Origin of the sequence: Pedobacter roseus (genome assembly GCF_014395225.1) — a bacterium.
Lineage (GTDB): Bacteria > Bacteroidota > Bacteroidia > Sphingobacteriales > Sphingobacteriaceae > Pedobacter > Pedobacter roseus.
The window spans coordinates 2,068,399-2,085,817 of the sequence record NZ_CP060723.1 but is presented as its reverse complement, the minus strand read 5'-3'; the positions used below and the strand labels follow the sequence as shown (position 1 = coordinate 2,085,817).

At 37.1% G+C, this 17,419-nt stretch carries 12 protein-coding genes; 7 read left to right on the top strand and 5 right to left on the bottom strand.

Annotation, left to right across the window (positions count from 1 at the left end; genetic code table 11):
* Positions 1 to 2: 2 nt before the first annotated feature.
* From H9L23_RS08540 to H9L23_RS08520, 5 genes are all read left to right on the top strand, one after another.
* Positions 3 to 476 carry a DinB family protein gene (locus H9L23_RS08540; RefSeq protein WP_187594557.1) on the top strand — a complete coding sequence of 158 codons (474 nt, stop codon included), beginning with the start codon at positions 3 to 5 and terminating at the stop codon, positions 474 to 476.
* A gap of 345 nt (positions 477 to 821) precedes the next feature.
* Entirely contained in the window at positions 822 to 2,438 is a 1,617-nt protein-coding gene (locus H9L23_RS08535; protein WP_187594556.1) for a CTP synthase, read from the top strand.
* 21 nt (positions 2,439 to 2,459) lie between these two features.
* Entirely contained in the window at positions 2,460 to 4,256 is a 1,797-nt protein-coding gene (yidC, locus tag H9L23_RS08530; RefSeq protein ID WP_187594555.1) for a membrane protein insertase YidC, read from the top strand.
* 284 nt (positions 4,257 to 4,540) lie between these two features.
* Positions 4,541 to 7,399 (top strand): S9 family peptidase, encoded by a 2,859-nt coding sequence (locus tag H9L23_RS08525; RefSeq protein WP_187594554.1) that lies wholly within the window; start codon positions 4,541 to 4,543, stop codon positions 7,397 to 7,399.
* Between the two features lie 277 nt (positions 7,400 to 7,676).
* A complete protein-coding gene (locus tag H9L23_RS08520) occupies positions 7,677 to 8,957 on the top strand; it encodes a nucleoside recognition domain-containing protein (RefSeq protein ID WP_187594553.1) in 1,281 nt (426 codons plus the stop codon).
* Between the two features lie 77 nt (positions 8,958 to 9,034).
* Here H9L23_RS08520 and H9L23_RS08515 read toward each other — a convergent pair whose 3' ends face one another.
* The 4 genes from H9L23_RS08515 to H9L23_RS08500 all read right to left on the bottom strand — a co-directional run bounded on the left by H9L23_RS08515 (position 9,035) and on the right by H9L23_RS08500 (position 15,441).
* Positions 9,035 to 9,271 (bottom strand): hypothetical protein, encoded by a 237-nt coding sequence (locus H9L23_RS08515; RefSeq protein WP_187594552.1) that lies wholly within the window; start codon positions 9,269 to 9,271, stop codon positions 9,035 to 9,037.
* A 131-nt stretch (positions 9,272 to 9,402) separates the two neighbouring features.
* Positions 9,403 to 9,729: a PaaI family thioesterase gene (locus H9L23_RS08510; RefSeq protein ID WP_246474887.1), complete on the bottom strand. Its 327-nt coding sequence runs from the start codon at positions 9,727 to 9,729 to the stop codon at positions 9,403 to 9,405.
* Between the two features lie 493 nt (positions 9,730 to 10,222).
* Entirely contained in the window at positions 10,223 to 12,679 is a 2,457-nt protein-coding gene (locus tag H9L23_RS08505) for a TonB-dependent receptor (RefSeq protein WP_187594551.1), read from the bottom strand.
* Between the two features lie 371 nt (positions 12,680 to 13,050).
* The gene (locus tag H9L23_RS08500) at positions 13,051 to 15,441 is read right to left on the bottom strand and encodes an ABC transporter permease (protein WP_187594550.1); all 2,391 of its coding nucleotides are present in this window, start codon (positions 15,439 to 15,441) and stop codon (positions 13,051 to 13,053) included.
* 444 nt (positions 15,442 to 15,885) lie between these two features.
* Between H9L23_RS08500 and H9L23_RS08495 the strand changes: the two genes are divergently transcribed.
* Both H9L23_RS08495 and H9L23_RS08490 read left to right on the top strand, forming a co-directional pair.
* Positions 15,886 to 16,344, top strand: coding sequence for a MaoC family dehydratase (locus H9L23_RS08495; protein WP_187594549.1), 459 nt, complete (start codon positions 15,886 to 15,888; stop codon positions 16,342 to 16,344).
* A 170-nt stretch (positions 16,345 to 16,514) separates the two neighbouring features.
* Complete coding sequence (locus H9L23_RS08490; protein WP_187594548.1) at positions 16,515 to 16,748, top strand: hypothetical protein; 234 nt, start codon at positions 16,515 to 16,517, stop codon at positions 16,746 to 16,748.
* Positions 16,749 to 16,768: 20 nt separating this feature from the next.
* On the opposite strand, the gene H9L23_RS08485 is transcribed toward H9L23_RS08490, so the two are convergent.
* On the bottom strand, positions 16,769 to 17,356 hold the full coding sequence (locus H9L23_RS08485) for a hypothetical protein (RefSeq protein ID WP_187594547.1): 588 nt from the start codon (positions 17,354 to 17,356) through the stop codon (positions 16,769 to 16,771).
* Positions 17,357 to 17,419: the final 63 nt, after the last annotated feature.

Sequence of the window (17,419 nt, the reverse complement as noted above, 5' to 3'; positions counted from 1 at the left end):
TTATGAAAAAATCTATTTTAATTGCAAATCGCTTAAAAGAGGTTTTTCTAAACGGCTATTGGATAGCCAATACCAATTATAAAGATCAATTAGAAAAAATTAATTGGCAAGAGGCTATCCATCAGGTAGAAAATTTAAATACCATCGCAGCCCTAACTTACCACATCAATTATTATTTGGTAGGACTTTTACACGTATTTAATGGCGAACCTTTAGAAATTAAAGACCAATACAGTTTTAATCTTCCACCAATACATTCAGATAATGATTGGAAAAAACTTGTTGATGAGTTTTTGACAAATGCTGAACTTTTTGCATCTGCGGTTGAAAAAATGCCCGAAGAAAAATTTAATGATAATTTTGTGGACGAAAAATATGGCACTTATTTACGGAATATTGAAGCCGTTATCGAACACAGCTATTATCATTTAGGGCAAATTGTGTTGATTAAAAAGTTGATATCAGCCAATAAATGATAGTGCTTAAATTAGGCTATAGGGTTATTTCTTAACTACCTTAACATCTTAATGATAGAATACATATTTTAAATCGCTTACCATTAAGGGATTATTTTTAATTATTTAGCTTCTGATTGATCGAAACATGATTAATATCTTACCGTAATAAACGCTTTAAATTTGTCATTTTATTTTTCTAAAAAATGGAATCAAACCTTTCTTAGAGCTATTTTCCTGAATCACATTGCTTTATCATATTTAAAATATCTTCTTTTTTCATGCTCGGAAACAAGGAATTTTCTTACCTTTGTATCCCGTACAAAAAGCGGCAATAATTACATTTTGCCGTCAAAAATCACAAACATGACTAAGTATATTTTTGTTACGGGCGGTGTTACTTCCTCTTTGGGTAAGGGCATCATTTCCGCATCTTTAGCTAAACTTTTACAGGCACGTGGCTACCGTGTAACCATCCAGAAATTCGATCCGTACATCAATATCGATCCGGGAACTTTAAATCCATACGAACATGGCGAATGCTTTGTAACCGAAGATGGTGCAGAAACCGACCTGGACCTTGGTCATTATGAGCGTTTCCTTAACGTTCCAACTTCACAGGCAAATAACATTACTACTGGTCGTATTTACCAGAATGTGATTAACAAAGAGCGTAAAGGTGAATATTTAGGTAAAACCGTTCAGGTTGTGCCACACATTACAGATGAGATTAAACGCAACATGCGCATTTTGGGCGATAGCGGCGACTACGACATTGTAATTACCGAACTTGGCGGAACTGTGGGTGATATTGAATCTTTACCTTTTATTGAAGCCGTACGTCAGTTTAAATGGGAAGAAGGCAGTACTAACGCCATCGTAATTCACTTAACCCTTGTGCCTTATTTAGCGGCTGCTGGTGAGTTAAAAACAAAACCAACACAACACTCTGTTAAAGCATTATTAGAATATGGTATCCAGCCAGATATCTTGGTTTGCCGTACCGAGCATCACATCAGTCCCGAGATTAGAAAAAAAATTGCATTATTTTGTAACGTTAACATCAATGCGGTAGTCGAATCGATGGATGCATCAACTATTTATGATGTGCCATTGTTGATGTTAAAAGAACAATTAGATAAAACTGTACTAGCGAAATTAAAACTGCCTACCAAAAACGATCCGGATATGGAAAGCTGGAAAGATTTCTTAGGCCGTTTAAAAAACCCAACGGCTGAAGTAAAAATCGGTTTGATTGGTAAATATGTAGAATTACCTGATGCTTATAAATCAATTATCGAATCTTTTGTACATGCAGGTTCGAAAAATGAATGTAAGGTTAAAGTTGAATATATCCACTCTGAAGGTCTTTTTCCTGATAACGTAAAAGAAAAATTAGGTCATTTACAAGGTGTTTTAGTGGCTCCTGGTTTTGGTAGCCGTGGTATAGAAGGTAAAATTGATGCCATTAAATATGTTCGCGAAAACAACATTCCTTTCTTTGGAATCTGTTTGGGTATGCAATGTGCAGTTATCGAATTTGGGCGCAATGTTTTGGGCTTAAAAGATGCGCACACTACTGAAATTGAAGAAAATGCTGCTAATCCGGTAATTAACATGATGGAAGAGCAGAAAAAAATTACCAATAAAGGTGGAACGATGCGTTTGGGTTCTTATCCTTGCGACATTAAAAAGGGAACAAAAGCTTTTTCTATTTATGGAAAATCGCACATCAATGAGCGTCACCGTCACCGTTACGAATTTAACAATGCTTACTTAAAGCAATATGAGGATGCCGGTATGATTGCATCGGGTATGAATCCTCAAACCAATTTGGTTGAAATTGTGGAGCTTAAAAACCATCCTTTTTTCGTTGGCGGACAGTTTCACCCAGAATTAAAATCAACAGTTGCTAATCCTCACCCACTTTTTGTTAAATTTGTCGCCGCTGCGATGGAGTTTGCGAAAAAGAAAACGAATTAAAAGCAGTATTAAACATAAATAATGGATAGAAATACCTTCACAGGACTGTTCCTGATCATGATCATTTTGGCAGGATCGTTCTACTTTTTTAGGCCAAGTGAGGCTGAAATTAAAAAAGCCAAAGAAACAGAGCGTCTGGATTCTTTGAAAAAAGCTGGTGCAACACCGGTACAAAAAGACACCACTAAAACAGCTGCAATTGCAGCGAACCCAGCTGTAGATTCTTTAGCATTAAAAGGTCCTTTTGGCACTGCATTAACAGGTACTGAAGCAAATACTGTTTTAGAAAATGAAAATTTATTGATCACCTTAAGTAATAAAGGTGGTAAAATTACCTCAGTAGAAGTTAAAGGCCAGAAAACCTTTTCTGGAAAACCACTTATTTTATTTGCTGGTAGTGAGAACAAGTTTGGTTTAAATTTAAATGCGGCTGGTAAAGTAATCAATACCAACGATTTATATTTTACATCAACCAAAACAGGTAACACGGTTACCATGCGTGCCAACTACGGCGCCAATGCTTACGTAGAATACGTTTACGATTTAAAAGCCCTGAGCAACAAAGTAGCTTTCAATGTTAATTTAGTTGGTTTACAACAGGTAATTGCTGGTAATACTATTGGTTTAAACTGGTCGACGATCTTATTACAGCAAGAAAAATCGATCGAAAGTGAGCACCGTTACTCTGCACCATATTACAAATATTTAGATGGCGATGTAAACCACCTGAGTGTTTCGAAAGATGAAAAAGAAGATTTAACAAAAGGTAAAATCCAATGGTTCTCTTTTAAACAACACTTCTTCTCGGCTTCATTAATCTCTAAACAAGCTTTCGAAAAAGGTAGTTTAGAAGTTAAAATCCCTACGGCTCCAGGTCAGGTGAAGTTTTATGATGCCAATATGCAATTGCCTTATGCGCATACTGCAAATCAGGTATATGAAATGGAATTCTACTTCGGAACCAATAAATTCTCTGCTTTAAAAGCACAGGGATATGATTTGGAACAACAGGTTGATATGGGTTACTGGCCGTTAAAATACATTAACCGTTTTATCGTATTACCGGTATTTAATTTCTTAAACGGTTTCGGCTGGAATTACGGCCTGATCATTCTGGTATTAACCATCTTGTTAAAACTTGCTTTATCACCACTTACCTACAAGTCATATTTATCAATGGCTAAAATGAGGGTTTTAAAACCAGAAATGGACGAAATTAAAGCTAAAGTAGGTGAAGATAATCCAACTCTTGTTCAACAGGAATACTTAAAGTTATATAAGAAAGCTGGTGTAAACCCATTGGGCGGATGTTTACCAATGGTGCTCCAATTGCCTTTGGTTATGGCCTTTTTCTTCTTCTTTCCTAACTTATTTGAGTTACGTGGACATAGTTTCTTGTGGATGAAAGATTTATCAACTTATGATGAGTTTATTAAATTCGGTGTAAAAATTCCATTTATTGGTGATCACTTAAGTTTAATGTGTGTATTGATGACGATCTCTACATTGATTATGACTTATTTTAACAACCAGGTTTCTGGTGCAACTGGTCAGATGAAGTATATCGGTTACATTATGCCGGTCATTTTCTTGGGTGTGTTAAATAGTTATCCTGCAGGTTTGAACTATTACTATTTCTTAGCCAACTTAATGACTTTTGGACAGCAGTTCTTAATTCGTAAAATGGTTGACGATGAGAAAATCCATGCTTTGATCCAACAGAATAAAGCGAGACCAGCTGATGAGAAAAAGAAAAAATCTAAATTCCAACAGCGTTTAGACGATTATATGCGTCAACAACAACAAGCTAAAAAGTAATTTTGCTTTTAAACGATATGGAATCCCCGGTTACTTATAAGTGATCGGGGATTTTTGCTTAGGGCTGAGGGGATAGAGCTAAGAGCGCTAAGCGTTAATTCATGACAGCATGAACTTCGGTCGTCCGACCCCGGACTTCTGACTAATTCCATCGTCCATCTTACGTTTTACCTCACCAATTCCCTTTTTAATTGTAATATTTGACATACAAGTTTCCGAATAAGCTAAAAAATTCCAATTTTAGGAGATTAAATCTGAACCAACAAATTACTTAACATTTCAAAATGCAAAAGAGACTAACAATTATTCTGTTTTTCGTTGTCAGCTTTGCCTACGCACAAAAGAAACCATTAGATCATACGGTGTATGATACCTGGGAATCGGTGGGTACAAAGCAACTATCCAATAATGGCGTTTGGGCCATGTACAGCATCCTGCAGCAAGAAGGAGACGCGCAACTTTACCTTACCAATATCAAAACCAACGCAAAACTGAACATTCCGAGAGGGATGAATTCGCAGTTTAGCAAGGATTCTAAATTTGCTGCATTTAACATCCGTCCTTTAAATAAAGACTTACGTCAGGCTAAAATAAAAAAGAAAAAGGCTGACGAATTACCAAAAGATTCATTGGGCATTGCCAACCTCACTGCCAATACGGTTACTAAGGTAGCAAGGGTAAAATCTTTTAAATTTCCAGAGGAAGGTTCGGGTGTGATGGCTTATTTAACAGAAAAGCCCGACACTGCAAAGAAAACTGTAAAACCTGCCGAGAAAAAAGATGCTGAATTCGATTTTGCAGATGATGAACCTGCTACCAAAGGTAAAACTGAAGAAGGTACTGATTTGGTGGTCAAAAATCTTTTAACCGGCACAGAAAAAACCTATAAATTCGTTACCGATTATTATTTCAGTAAGGATGGTAAACAACTGGTTTTTGCTTGTAGTGGATCTAAAAAAGATAAAACTGCGCCACAGGGTGTATTTTTACTGAATACTGAAAAAGGTACATTAAAAACCTTAATCAAAGGCAAAGGAAGTTTCAAAAACTTTACGTTTGATGAGGAAAGTGAACATGTGGCTTTTGTTGGAGAGCAAAGCCCTGAGAAACAGGAAGTAAAAGATTATAACATCTATTATAATTCGCTAACACTTGATACTGCACAAATATTAGTTGATTTCGATATGCCGGGCCTACCTGCAAAATGGTCGGTTAACGGCGAAGGGAAAATTACTTTCAGTAAAGATGGCAAGAAATTGTTTTTTGGCATCTCTCCCATTAAAAAGCCAAAAGATACTACAATCGTAGATTTTGAAGTGGCAAAAGTTGATGTTTGGAACTATAAAGATGATTATTTGCAGCCTATGCAGCTTAAAAATGCAGATAGGGACAGTAAAAAAAGCTATCTGTCTGTTATCGATGTTTACAGCAGCGATCCTAAAGTAATTCCGTTAACAGATTTAAAATTGCCTGATGCGAATATGATCGCCGAAGGTGATGCAAATGTAGTTTTGGCTTCTACAGATTATGGTCGCAGGATTGAATCGCAATGGAGTGGTTCTACCACAAAAGATTACTATTTAGTTGATACTAAAAATGGCCAGAAAAAGAAAATCATTGATAATTTAAGCGGTTATGCAATGGCTTCTCCAGGTGGAAACTATGTTTTATATTTTGATAGAAAAGCTGGTAGCTGGAATACTTACAGTGTAGCCACGGGAAAAGTAACCATATTGAATGCTGGATTATCAGAAAAATTTGTTGATGAAGAAAACGACGTACCGGATTTACCTTCTGCTTATGGTTTAGCCACCTGGACTGAAGGTGATAAAGCTGTATTAATTTACGATAAATATGACATCTGGTCGTTCACTCCAGATGGAAAAACGGCACCAAAAAACATTACTGCAGGTTTCGGAAGGGCTAACAACCTTACTTTCCGTTACGAAAGGTTACAGCCAGAAAATAGATTTGAGCGCAATGCGGATAGTAAATTTGTAAAAGCAAATGAGTTGGTTTGGTTAGATGGTTTCAATAATGTAACCAAAGAAAACGGTTTTTACCGTACCAATGTAGGCTCATCTAAAGCTCCTGAATTGGTGGTAATGGCCAAATTTAAATATTCGAACCTGGTAAAAGCTAAGGATGCCGATGTTTACATTTACGATAAAGCCAATTATGCAGAATCTCCGAATGTTTATGTAACCACTGATTTTAAAACAGAAACTAAACTAAGCAATACCAATCCTCAACAACAAAATTATAACTGGGGAACGGCAGAATTGGTAAAATGGACTACACCAAAGGGGTATAAAGCAGAAGGGATTTTGTATAAGCCAGAAAATTTCGATCCAAACAAAAAATATCCGATGATTGCTTATTTTTATGAGAAACTTACTGATGGTTTATATACTTACCAGGCACCTGCTCCTACTCCATCACGTTTAAATATCTCATATTTTGTAAGTAATGGTTATTTGGTTTTCGCACCGGATATTAGCTATGAAACTGGTCACCCGGGTAAATCTGCAGTTGAGTTTATCAATTCAGGCGTAGAAAATTTGAAGAAAAACAGTTGGGTTGATGGTACTAAAATTGGTATTCAGGGCCAAAGCTGGGGCGGTTACCAGGTGGCTTATCTGATTACCCAAAATAACATGTACGCAGCTGCATGGGCTGGTGCTCCAGTTGCCAATATGACTTCTGCTTATGGTGGTATCCGTTGGGAAACCGGTATGAACCGTCAGTTTCAGTACGAAAAAACACAAAGCCGTATTGGTGCAACCCTTTGGGAAAAACCAGAATTATACATCGAGAACTCTCCATTATTTATGTTCCCGAAAGTAAATACACCAGTGGTGGTAATGGCAAATGATGCCGACGGTGCTGTGCCCTGGTACCAGGGAATTGAAATGTTTACCGGTTTACGTCGCCTGGGCAAACCAGTTTGGATGTTAAACTATAACGGCGAAGCACACAATCTGGTTCAACGCCAAAACCGTAAAGACATACAGATACGCGAACAACAGTTTTTTGATTATTATTTAAAAGGAGCAAAAGCACCGGTTTGGATGACAAGCGGAGTGCCTGCAACCGAAAAAGGAAAAACCTGGGGTTTTGAGTTAACCGATGAGAAACCTTAGGTAGTCCTGAGTCGGGAGTCTAAAGTCTTTAGTCCATAGTTTGATAGTTTAGTACTATTGACTATGGACTTTTTTATTTCTTTTGGTTAATGACTTAATAGATCATGGTTGATGACCTTATAGTTTACAGGCATATTGTTTAAAAATCATGGCTATCAACCATCAAACTATTGACCATTAACCGTAACGATATTCTTCAATCCAACTCCAAACTCTCTCCTATGAAATTCGGGTTAAAAAAGCTATTTTCACGCATCAAAAAAACAAAACAAACTAAATGGCATTAAGCAGGATTTGGTCGGGATTTATTATTGTAGCTATTGTTGTAGCTTGTATTAAATGCTTTTTCTTTGGGCAAAGCGATATTTTTAACTGGATGGTAATCGGAAAGTCCGATGATCCGGCAAATCCGCTTAAATTGGACGGGATTATTCAAACCTGCTCCATTGCTGTAAAGCTTTGCATTGAGTTAGTGGGTACTTTGGCTTTGTTTATGGGCTTTATGGCTATTGCAGAAAAAGCAGGTGGTATCCGTTTGTTATCAAGAATTATCAGTCCGTTTTTCTCAAAGCTTTTTCCTGAAGTACCAAAAGGTCACCCTTCTATGGGCCACATGATCATGAACTTTTCGGCAAACTTATTAGGATTAGACAATGCAGCTACCCCATTCGGGATTAAAGCCATGGAAAGTTTGCAGGAGTTAAATCCAAATAAAGATGTGGCCAGCAATTCGCAGATTATGTTTTTATGCCTGCACGCAGCAGGTTTGTGTTTGATTCCCGTAAGTGTAATTGCCATCCGCTCTACCCAAAATGCGCAGGATCCTACCGATATTTTTATTCCTTGCATGATTGTAACCTTTGTAGGCACCATGGCGGCCATGCTGATTGTTTCTTTCAAACAAAAAATCAATCTTTTACAACCTGCTATTTTAACATGGGTTTTGGGAATTTCAGCAGTAATTGCAGCCATCGTGTGGTATGTGAGCCGTTTAAATGCAGCAAGTGTTACTTCTTTTTCTGGCCTGCTCAGCGGCGGACTTATTTTACTGATCTTTTTACTCATTGTTCTTGGTGCGTTATACAAGAAAATAGACATCTTTGATTCTTTTGTTGAAGGTGCCAAAGGTGGATTTGAAACGGCTATCAAAATTATCCCTTATTTAGTTGGGATTTTAGTTGCTGTATGTATGCTCAGAACCAGCGGAACTTTTGATGTGATCATGAATGGGATTAAACACGCATTTATCTTTTTAGGTGCGGATATCCGTTTTGTTGATGCGCTTCCTACAGCATTGATCAGGCCATTAAGTGGCGGAGCGGCCAGGGGCATGATGGTGAGCACTATGATTGCCAACGGACCAGATTCTTTCGCCAGCAGATTATCGGGAGTATTTCAGGGCGCGTCAGATACTACCTTTTACGTAGTAGCCGTTTATTTCGGTGCTGTTGGCATCAGGAATACCCGTTACGCAATTGGTTCGATGTTATTGGCCGATTTAGTAGGTGTAATTACAGCGATAAGCATGGCTTACCTCTTTTGGCCAGGGCTAAAATAACAGCATAAAAAATCTCCATCTGACAAAAGCCAAATGGAGATTTTTTTTTATGAGCATTATATTAAATGTGCAATAAACTACGAAACCGGGATAGAAATCCTACTGATGATTTCATCAATAGCATCCGGATCAATCGCTGCATTTTTTGAAGCACACCATTTTTCACTTTTGTTATCCAACCAGATACAAAAAGAATGGTAGCCATCTAAAACAACAGCATAGGTTTCATGAAAATCATCTTGGATACGCATGCAAAATCCCTTAAAAATTTTGCCTCTCACAATGAATTGCAGGGTGGAATAATTTTCTAACATGGCTCATTATATTTTTGGTTAATTTACAACAAATTATAACGGAGAATGTTTCGTTAATTTAAAGGAATTAATAATTAATTCTTAACCTACCCAACAAGACTTAACCTATGTTTAACATGTTCGAGTAGCCTTTAGCTATTAAACGTTTTTTTTCCAGGTAAATATATTTCGCACTGAAGATTTAATATCGTCCGTCCTCTTTTAACAATTGAAGTTTCAGCAACTACTTCATCACCTTCGCTGGCCGGCGTAAAGTAATCTATATAGTTATTTACCGTAGTATAACGCTCGTTTAATCCCATAGTAAATACCGTTGCACCAATTAAATCATCAATTATGCCTGCAGTTACACCACCGTGTAAAATTTGATAAGGATTGGTCATCTCTTTACGGATGGTATATTGACAAACCAAAACGCCATGTTCTGCCTTAATTAGCACCGGGGCAAGCCAGTTCATGAAATTTGAAGGCGAATTGCTAATGACTTTGCCGATCGATTGTCTTAGAAAACTGAGACGCTGTTCGCTTAAAGATAACTCCATGTTTGATGTAAAATGTTATAATGTGAGATGGATAAGGTAAAAATAGGAAAAATGGGCGATGGTTCATAGTCCGATAGTCCATAGTCCATAGTCCATAGTCCATAGTCCATAGTCCATAGTCCATAGTCCATAGTCCATAGTCCATAGTCCATAGTCCATAGTCCATAGTCCATAGTCCATAGAATGGAAAAGCTGACAGCAGAAAGGTTTAATGATAAAAAAAAGAAAATGGAAGATATAAATACCTCCCATTTTCTAAAACGAAACACCAAACGATATGGAAGATGTAATGATGTAAGATGGAGAATCAGTTAACAACTTTCAGTTAGCAATATTCAGTTTTTCAGTTTACAACTTGCCCAACATCCATTTTCCATTTTACCTCTTCCATTTAAATCCTTTTTCCATCCTAAATAGGTACAATAACTTTAAAACTAAAATTTCTGCCCATATTATAAATTCCTGACCGGCCATTGGGCGATTGATTATAATACTCGAAATATTTTAGTCTGTTCAAATTAGATTGGTATGCCACATTGAAAATATTATCAGTCTGAAGAAAAATATCGCAAAATGTTTTTCCTTTTTTAGTTTTTAATGTTGATCCAATCCCACCGTTAATCAAGGTATAGCCTAGGGTATAAGTTTCTGTATTGTCTAAAGCGTAAAACTTGTTTTGGCCTCCAAAAAAAGCAGCATCAATTTTGATATAAGGCTTATCAAAAATGCCGAATGGCTTTTGCGCAGTAGCCTTAACCTCTGTTCTCACCTGTAGTGGCGGAATAAAAGGTAGATATTTAGCCTCACGGCCATGTTTGTTCAATAATTCCTGATTTTGATTCAAACCTACAATATAAGCCAAACTATTATTAAAACTTAACCATTTTATCGCCCTTGGATGGAGATTTACAGAAACTTCAGCCCCGTATAACCTTGCTTTTGATTGCTGATACTGATAGGTCAAATTCCCGGGTACGATAACAACAGGATTTCCATTGGCATCTGTTAAACGCGACTGATAAATATAGTTCTGAATGTTGTTATTGAAGAGCTCCATACTAATATCGGCATCTTTTAAATAGGCAATAATGCCAATATCTTCCTGCAGGTTAAATTCGGGTTTAAAAGTCCGGTTACCCAGGTATACAATATGTGCGCCCGGATCTAAACCATTGGAGCCAATTTCGGTAATATTTGGTGCGCGGTAGCCCCTCGCAATATTTGCTTTTATCAATAGTTTTTCAGAAATGTTATAGGTTAAACCTAAACTTCCAGACAGGCCGTAATAATTTTTATCGAAAGAAGGAAACTGCAGTTTTCCGCTAGCGTCAGTAGCATTTACCTGTTTGCCAAAGCCTGTTTGTGCATGGGTACCTACGTAAAAATTGCCCCAATTAATGTTTCTTCTATCCAATCTGATCCCTCCTGAGATATCAACCTTGCCCATTGATTTCTTGGCAAAATAAAAAGCACCGATATCAAAAAGATCATAATCAGGGATCGGAAAATCAGTAGCAGCCTTGCTCCTGTTGCCCTGGTACATGCCATTTACCCCAATGGTACTTTCAATGCCTGCAAAATCTGGCAGGTTATATTTGAGATCATAATTAAAAGTATTGAGCACCACATAAAGGCCTGCCTGATTGGGTACAGTTGGGTGGTTATATTCCCGCCTCACACTCTGCTGTCCGCCGATTAATATATTTAAGTCACTGGTACCGAATTTAAACTGGCTCGTATTGTAAAAACGGTAATGTTGAATGTGCTGGTGCAAAGGATTAATGGAATAGCTGTTCAAATCACTTTCAGGCACAATGGGTCTGTTTTTGATGTCGTCACCATTATCCAACACTTGTCGTGTAAACTTTCTGGATAACGAATCTCTGCTCCCATCGGGTATTTCCATCAAATTATCATAATAAGTGATGGCCGTTTTAGAAAAGCCCCACGATTTATCTACCCTTGCACTGGCCGATAAATTATATTCTCTAAAGGCTGTTCCATAAACCAATCCATCAATTTTATTTTCATAATTATGGGCTGTTTTTCCAGTTGCCCTAAAGGTATATTTCCAATCGTTTTTAATATAGGCTAACCCAATAGACGAACCGATCATACCATTATTGCTTTGATAGTTTGCGGTAAAATCGCCTTTTAATTTTCCATTTTCAAAATTCGGTGTATAGGGAATCATGTTGATTACTCCAGCCAGGGCATCAGAACCATAAGTTAAACTGGCCGGACCTTTTACTACCTCAGCCCTTGTAATGCCATACTCATCCACTTCGATTCCGTGTTCATCGCCCCATTGCTGCCCTTCTTGCCTTAAACCATCATACAGGGTTAAAACACGGTTATAACCCAAACCACGGATAAAGGGCTTGGAAACATTTGGACCCGTAGTAACTGCGGTAACGCCAGGAACTCCTTTAACAATGGCCTCGATTAAATTAGTATTTACATTCTGATCCATTGATTTTCGGGTGATTACGGCAATAGGCACCGGACTTTTGCGTAACTCAGTAGCCCGGTTAACCCCCGTGATGACCACATCATTTAGATTTGATGACAAGCTTAACAGCTCGGCATTAATAAGCGTAGTATCACCTTTCAATGCAACTTTGATCCTTTTCGATTGGTAACCAATGCCAGAAAAAACAAGATCGTAATTTCCCGAAGAAAGATTATTAAATTGATAGTAACCGGAAGTGTTTGATTTGGTAGATCCTTGAGATCCCAAAATTTTAACAGTGATATTTTCTACAGGTCCGTTTTGAGAGGTGACCAGACCTTTAAGGGTTATTTTTTGCGCTAAGAGGTTTAACGATGTAAAAAAACAGAAACAATATAGTAAAAGGGATCTCATGAATTAAATGATTTGTCTAAATATAATTTTAGACAAATCTAAATTTAATTTTAAATATACCAAATTAAATATTTAGATAAATTTAATATCGTTGAAGAATAAGTGCTACTCGCTGAGCTAAAAGCGACACCTTAAAACATATAAATACCTGAATTTAAAATAATTACATATAATTACATCAAATTGATTTTCACGATAGTTCTGCGCTAATCTTCTTAAATCTGCGGGAAAACCATAGCGAAATACTCCCGCAGATTTCACGAATCAACACAGAGTTAGGTTTTAGATTGACCGAATTCTATTAGATCATGAAACAAGTTCAGGAGGATGAAAAACTTGAGAACACAATGCTAGGAATGTTCTGCATTGATTTACTCATATTTAAGTGCATCTATTGCATTTGCTTTTGCCGCGCGGTAAGATCTGAAACTTACTGTAATCAATGTTAACGCCATTGACGTTAGCATGGCCAACATAAAAGGCCAAAGCCCCATTGAAGTGCGGTATGCAAAACCTGATAACCACTTATTCGCCAGAATGTAAGCCAATGGCCAGGCAACCAGATTAGCAACAAAAACCATCCTGATAAAGGAGCTGTTGAGCATTTTTACCAATTCTACTGTTGTAGCGCCAAGCACTTTCCTTATGGCCATTTCACGCGTACGCTGAGCTGCAACAAAAGAAACCAGTCCGAATAGCCCTATGAACGAGATAAACATAATTACGCCTGCAAATATCCTGAATAAAAGACCTGTAATACGATCTGATTCGTAATATTTATCAATATCATTATCCATAAATTTCGCATCGTATACTTCATTAGGAAAACTGCTTTTCCATAGGTTTTCTATCTCTTTCATGGCCGGCATAATCTGTTTAGCATCAAGCTCAAGTCCCATACTATAGTATTGCCTCTTTTCCTGGTAAAAAACCATTGGCGATATTTTTTCTTTAAGCGATTGGTCGTTAAAATCTTTCACCACACCAACTATGGGGCCAGTTCTTCCATTCTGAGAAATTATTTTACCAAGTGCTAATTGTGAATTGGTAATACCGATTTTCTTTACAAAAGTCTCGTTTGCGATATAGGCATTCGCTGTATCACTTTTTCCATAAACTTTCCCTGCTAAAAACTGCAATCCAAACAGATCGAAATAATGTTCATCACTTGGACTTAAACGCACTTCGAAATCTTTATTTTCCCTGCCATCCACATAAAAATTTGTGGTGTTCATCGTACCCGAAAGTGGCGGTCTTACAAAATAGCTTTGTTTCTCTACGCCTGGAATATGGAGCAATTTCTCCCTGAACAATTGTTGATGGCTCATGCTCGCACTGTCTCCGGGGAAATTAAGCAGCACTACAGCCTCTTTTTTAAAGCCGAGTGGTTTCTCTCTCACATATTGCATTTGCTTAATGACGACAACCGTGGCAATAATAAGTACAATGGTAATGCTAAATTGTACCACAATCAATATCATTCTCAAACTTAAATTCCCTGATTGGATACGCACTTTATTTTTAATGGCTAAAGCCGGACTAAAACCCGAAATAATCATTGCCGGATAAAATCCTGCCAAAAAGCTAACCACTACAACCAGAGAAAACAAAAACACAAAAACATTGGGATCCGTAAATAGAGATAATGACACCTCTCCTTTAAAGAGGTGCGATAGAAAAGGCAACATCAGCTCTGAGAAGATACAGGCCAAAAGCATAGAAATCACTGTTATGGTTGTAGTCTCGGCTAAAAATTGAATTACTAGTTGCCTGCGCATGGCTCCCATCACTTTACGTACACCCACTTCTTTTGAACGGTTAACCGACTGTGCGGTTGCCAGGTTAATAAAATTGATGCAGGCCGTAACCATTAAAAACAGACCTATAATTGCCAGGCCGTAAACCTCTTTTTTGGTAATATTTGTATCAGCAAAATTGTTATAACGTTCGCTAAAATGAATATCAGATAACGCCTGAAGATGGCTGCGCTGATTGCCGGCAAGCTTTTTTTGCTTTAGATATTTATTGTTCATCCTCTCTAACGACTGTTCAAATACAGCCATAGAAGCGCCTGGTTTTAACAATACAAAACATTCGTTATAAGTACTTACCGAATCCCAATCCTGATTTTTATAACCATAAAAAGTTGGATAACTGATCATAATTTCCAGTGGAATGCTACTACTGCTCGGCATATCGGCAATTACTCCAACTACCCTGAGCTGAATGGAATTCCAAAAGGTAAAACTTTTACCAATGGCCTGTTGGGCAGAACCAAAGAAAGCTTTTGCTATTTTCTCTGAAATAACTGTGGTATTGGGCTCTGAGAGTGATTGGGTTGGTTTCCCAAAAAGCCATTTCACCTGTAAGATATCAAATAAATCAGCCTCTGTAAAATAAACATCCTTTACCGCTTTAAAATGTTCGGTACCATCGCCATTGCGCACCAGCACCACGCCGCTATTGCGCGAAATCCTTCCAATCTTCTCTATGCCTGTAAGCTCTTCTTTAGCTGCCAGGGCAAAAGGCAAAGGTACCCCTGCTGAGTAATCATCAAAATTATTGTATTTCCAGTCGGTTACAAACCTGAATATGCGATCGGCATCTTTAAAATGTTTATCGTAACTCAGTTGAAACTGGATAAAAATAAAAATCAGAATACAACTGGTCATTCCGATAGATAGGCCTAAGATATTGATGAGGGCATAAGATTTATTCCTCATCAGGTTTCTAAAAGCAATCTTCAGGTTTAATTTAAACATAGCTCTAAATTTCGATTGAAAGCGCCATTCCTGTGCCAAATATAGAGAAGTTGGCTGAACCAGTAATTAGGCCAATTTATTGGGTCTAAAATAAAAATGCCTGTTCGAAAATGGACAATATTTGTACATAAACGAACAGTACAAAATCAAAAAAAATATCCTGCAAAATTGGAATTAATCAACATCCATCAGCAAAATCGCATTATTATTCAGCAAAAATGCTAATCAATCAATATACCGAAACCAACTGTTTATTAATATATTAACACTTTTATGGAATGTACCTGTAAAAATCTTTTAAACATTTTTATACGTATAATGTTAAAGGCACAGTTATTATGATTATAATTGGGAGCAGATGAGTCCATCCCAGCGATATCCCTGAAGGAAGTACTGTACCTAAAGGAATTGTTAAAATAGTGCTAAACCCCATAAAAGAATAATATGTTGGTGATCAACAATTTTGAAGAATATCAATCACATCTTGGTAAAGAGCTAGGTGTTTCACAGTGGCATACCATAGACCAGGAGCAGATCAATAAATTTGCAGATGCAACCTTAGATCATCAATGGATCCATACCGATCCGGAAAGAGCCCAGAACGAAGGTCCGTTTAAAGCTACCATTGCACATGGTTACCTTACTTTATCTTTAATTCCATACCTGTGGAAACAGATTGCGGACGTGCGCAACATCAAAATGGAAATTAACTACGGGATTGAAAGTTTCAGGTTTGGACAGGCGGTGCTGGTAAACAATGAAGTGCAATTAAAGGCAAAGTTAAACTGCATCAGCAATCTGCGCGGAATTACAAAAGTTACTATCCAGGCTACGCTGGTCATCAAAGATCAACCAAAACCTGCTTATGTAGGCGATGTAGTCTTTTTGTATCATTTCATTTAAATTATACTTATACTATGATCTTCAGGGGGATAAAAACGCCATTTTCATATATTTTTCTACTGATTTAAGGTGCTGCATGCAGATACTCTTTTCTAATTGTTACATTAGCTTGGAAACAATTAGGTAAGTTATGCGTTAAATTACATAGATAAGATCATTAAATTTTAGATATGGAAAACATCATCACCCCTAGCCAATTAATCATCAACCATGCTAATAACGGAAATAAACCCACTTTAAAAATTGGCAGTAAATTTCAATGGGATCCGAAATATGCATCAACAGAAACACCTTCGTTTGATTCTTTTAAAAGTGAAATTGAAAATTTTTACGAGTATAAACTGGTATTTGGCTATGAAGGTGCAGTTGGACAGAGTGTTTATATGGTGACTGGTGTGAAATAAACTACATAATCCTCAACAGGTTATTCAACCTCTGCAACATAACTTTTTTTAAATTCAATTTTACTATCTGGTAGTTTAATTTTGGCTATCGATATTTCTATTAATACAGATGGATTCGGTTTCCTAGCCATTTCTGCAATGTTGTGCGTAATCAGCCTGATAATTCTTAGTGCTGCAAAATATTGCCGGTCGAACGTTTTAATGGTTTGCAGATCACGATTTTTTACCTGGTAAGCTAAATTGGCCTGCTCACAATAATATTGCTGATTCTGATCTAACTTTACCATTTTCTCTGTGAGGGTAGTTAATGCGGATAAGGATAACTTAATGCCTTTAATGCCAACGATTTTGTTCTGCATAATATTGTAATCCAAACCATTAAATGAAACTGTAACTGCTTCCCTATTAAGTATTGAGATTACTTTTGGGTATTGGTTCTGAGCATTAAAACCATTCCTGATCAGCATTTTATCGAAAAGAAACCTTTCAGCTAACATGGCTTCGATGAGTTGATCGCCATTGATCTTTTTGGCACCCTGTGATGCTCTAAATACTTTTTGGTTTATACTTTGTTGGGCAATTAAATTTTTACTGGAATTACAGCTCATGCCGAACGACATAAACAGGATAATCAAAACAGAGAGAGAGAGACGACATTTTTCATTAATACG

Coding starts and splice junctions, on each gene's coding strand:
- H9L23_RS08540 (WP_187594557.1), top strand. CDS start 3: ATGAAAAAATCTATTTTAATTGCAAATCGCTTAAAAGAGGTTTTTCTA.
- H9L23_RS08535 (WP_187594556.1), top strand. CDS start 822: ATGACTAAGTATATTTTTGTTACGGGCGGTGTTACTTCCTCTTTGGGT.
- yidC (WP_187594555.1), top strand. CDS start 2,460: ATGGATAGAAATACCTTCACAGGACTGTTCCTGATCATGATCATTTTG.
- H9L23_RS08525 (WP_187594554.1), top strand. CDS start 4,541: ATGCAAAAGAGACTAACAATTATTCTGTTTTTCGTTGTCAGCTTTGCC.
- H9L23_RS08520 (WP_187594553.1), top strand. CDS start 7,677: ATGGCATTAAGCAGGATTTGGTCGGGATTTATTATTGTAGCTATTGTT.
- H9L23_RS08515 (WP_187594552.1), bottom strand. CDS start 9,271: ATGTTAGAAAATTATTCCACCCTGCAATTCATTGTGAGAGGCAAAATT.
- H9L23_RS08510 (WP_246474887.1), bottom strand. CDS start 9,729: ATGAACTGGCTTGCCCCGGTGCTAATTAAGGCAGAACATGGCGTTTTG.
- H9L23_RS08505 (WP_187594551.1), bottom strand. CDS start 12,679: ATGAGATCCCTTTTACTATATTGTTTCTGTTTTTTTACATCGTTAAAC.
- H9L23_RS08500 (WP_187594550.1), bottom strand. CDS start 15,441: ATGTTTAAATTAAACCTGAAGATTGCTTTTAGAAACCTGATGAGGAAT.
- H9L23_RS08495 (WP_187594549.1), top strand. CDS start 15,886: ATGTTGGTGATCAACAATTTTGAAGAATATCAATCACATCTTGGTAAA.
- H9L23_RS08490 (WP_187594548.1), top strand. CDS start 16,515: ATGGAAAACATCATCACCCCTAGCCAATTAATCATCAACCATGCTAAT.
- H9L23_RS08485 (WP_187594547.1), bottom strand. CDS start 17,356: ATGAGCTGTAATTCCAGTAAAAATTTAATTGCCCAACAAAGTATAAAC.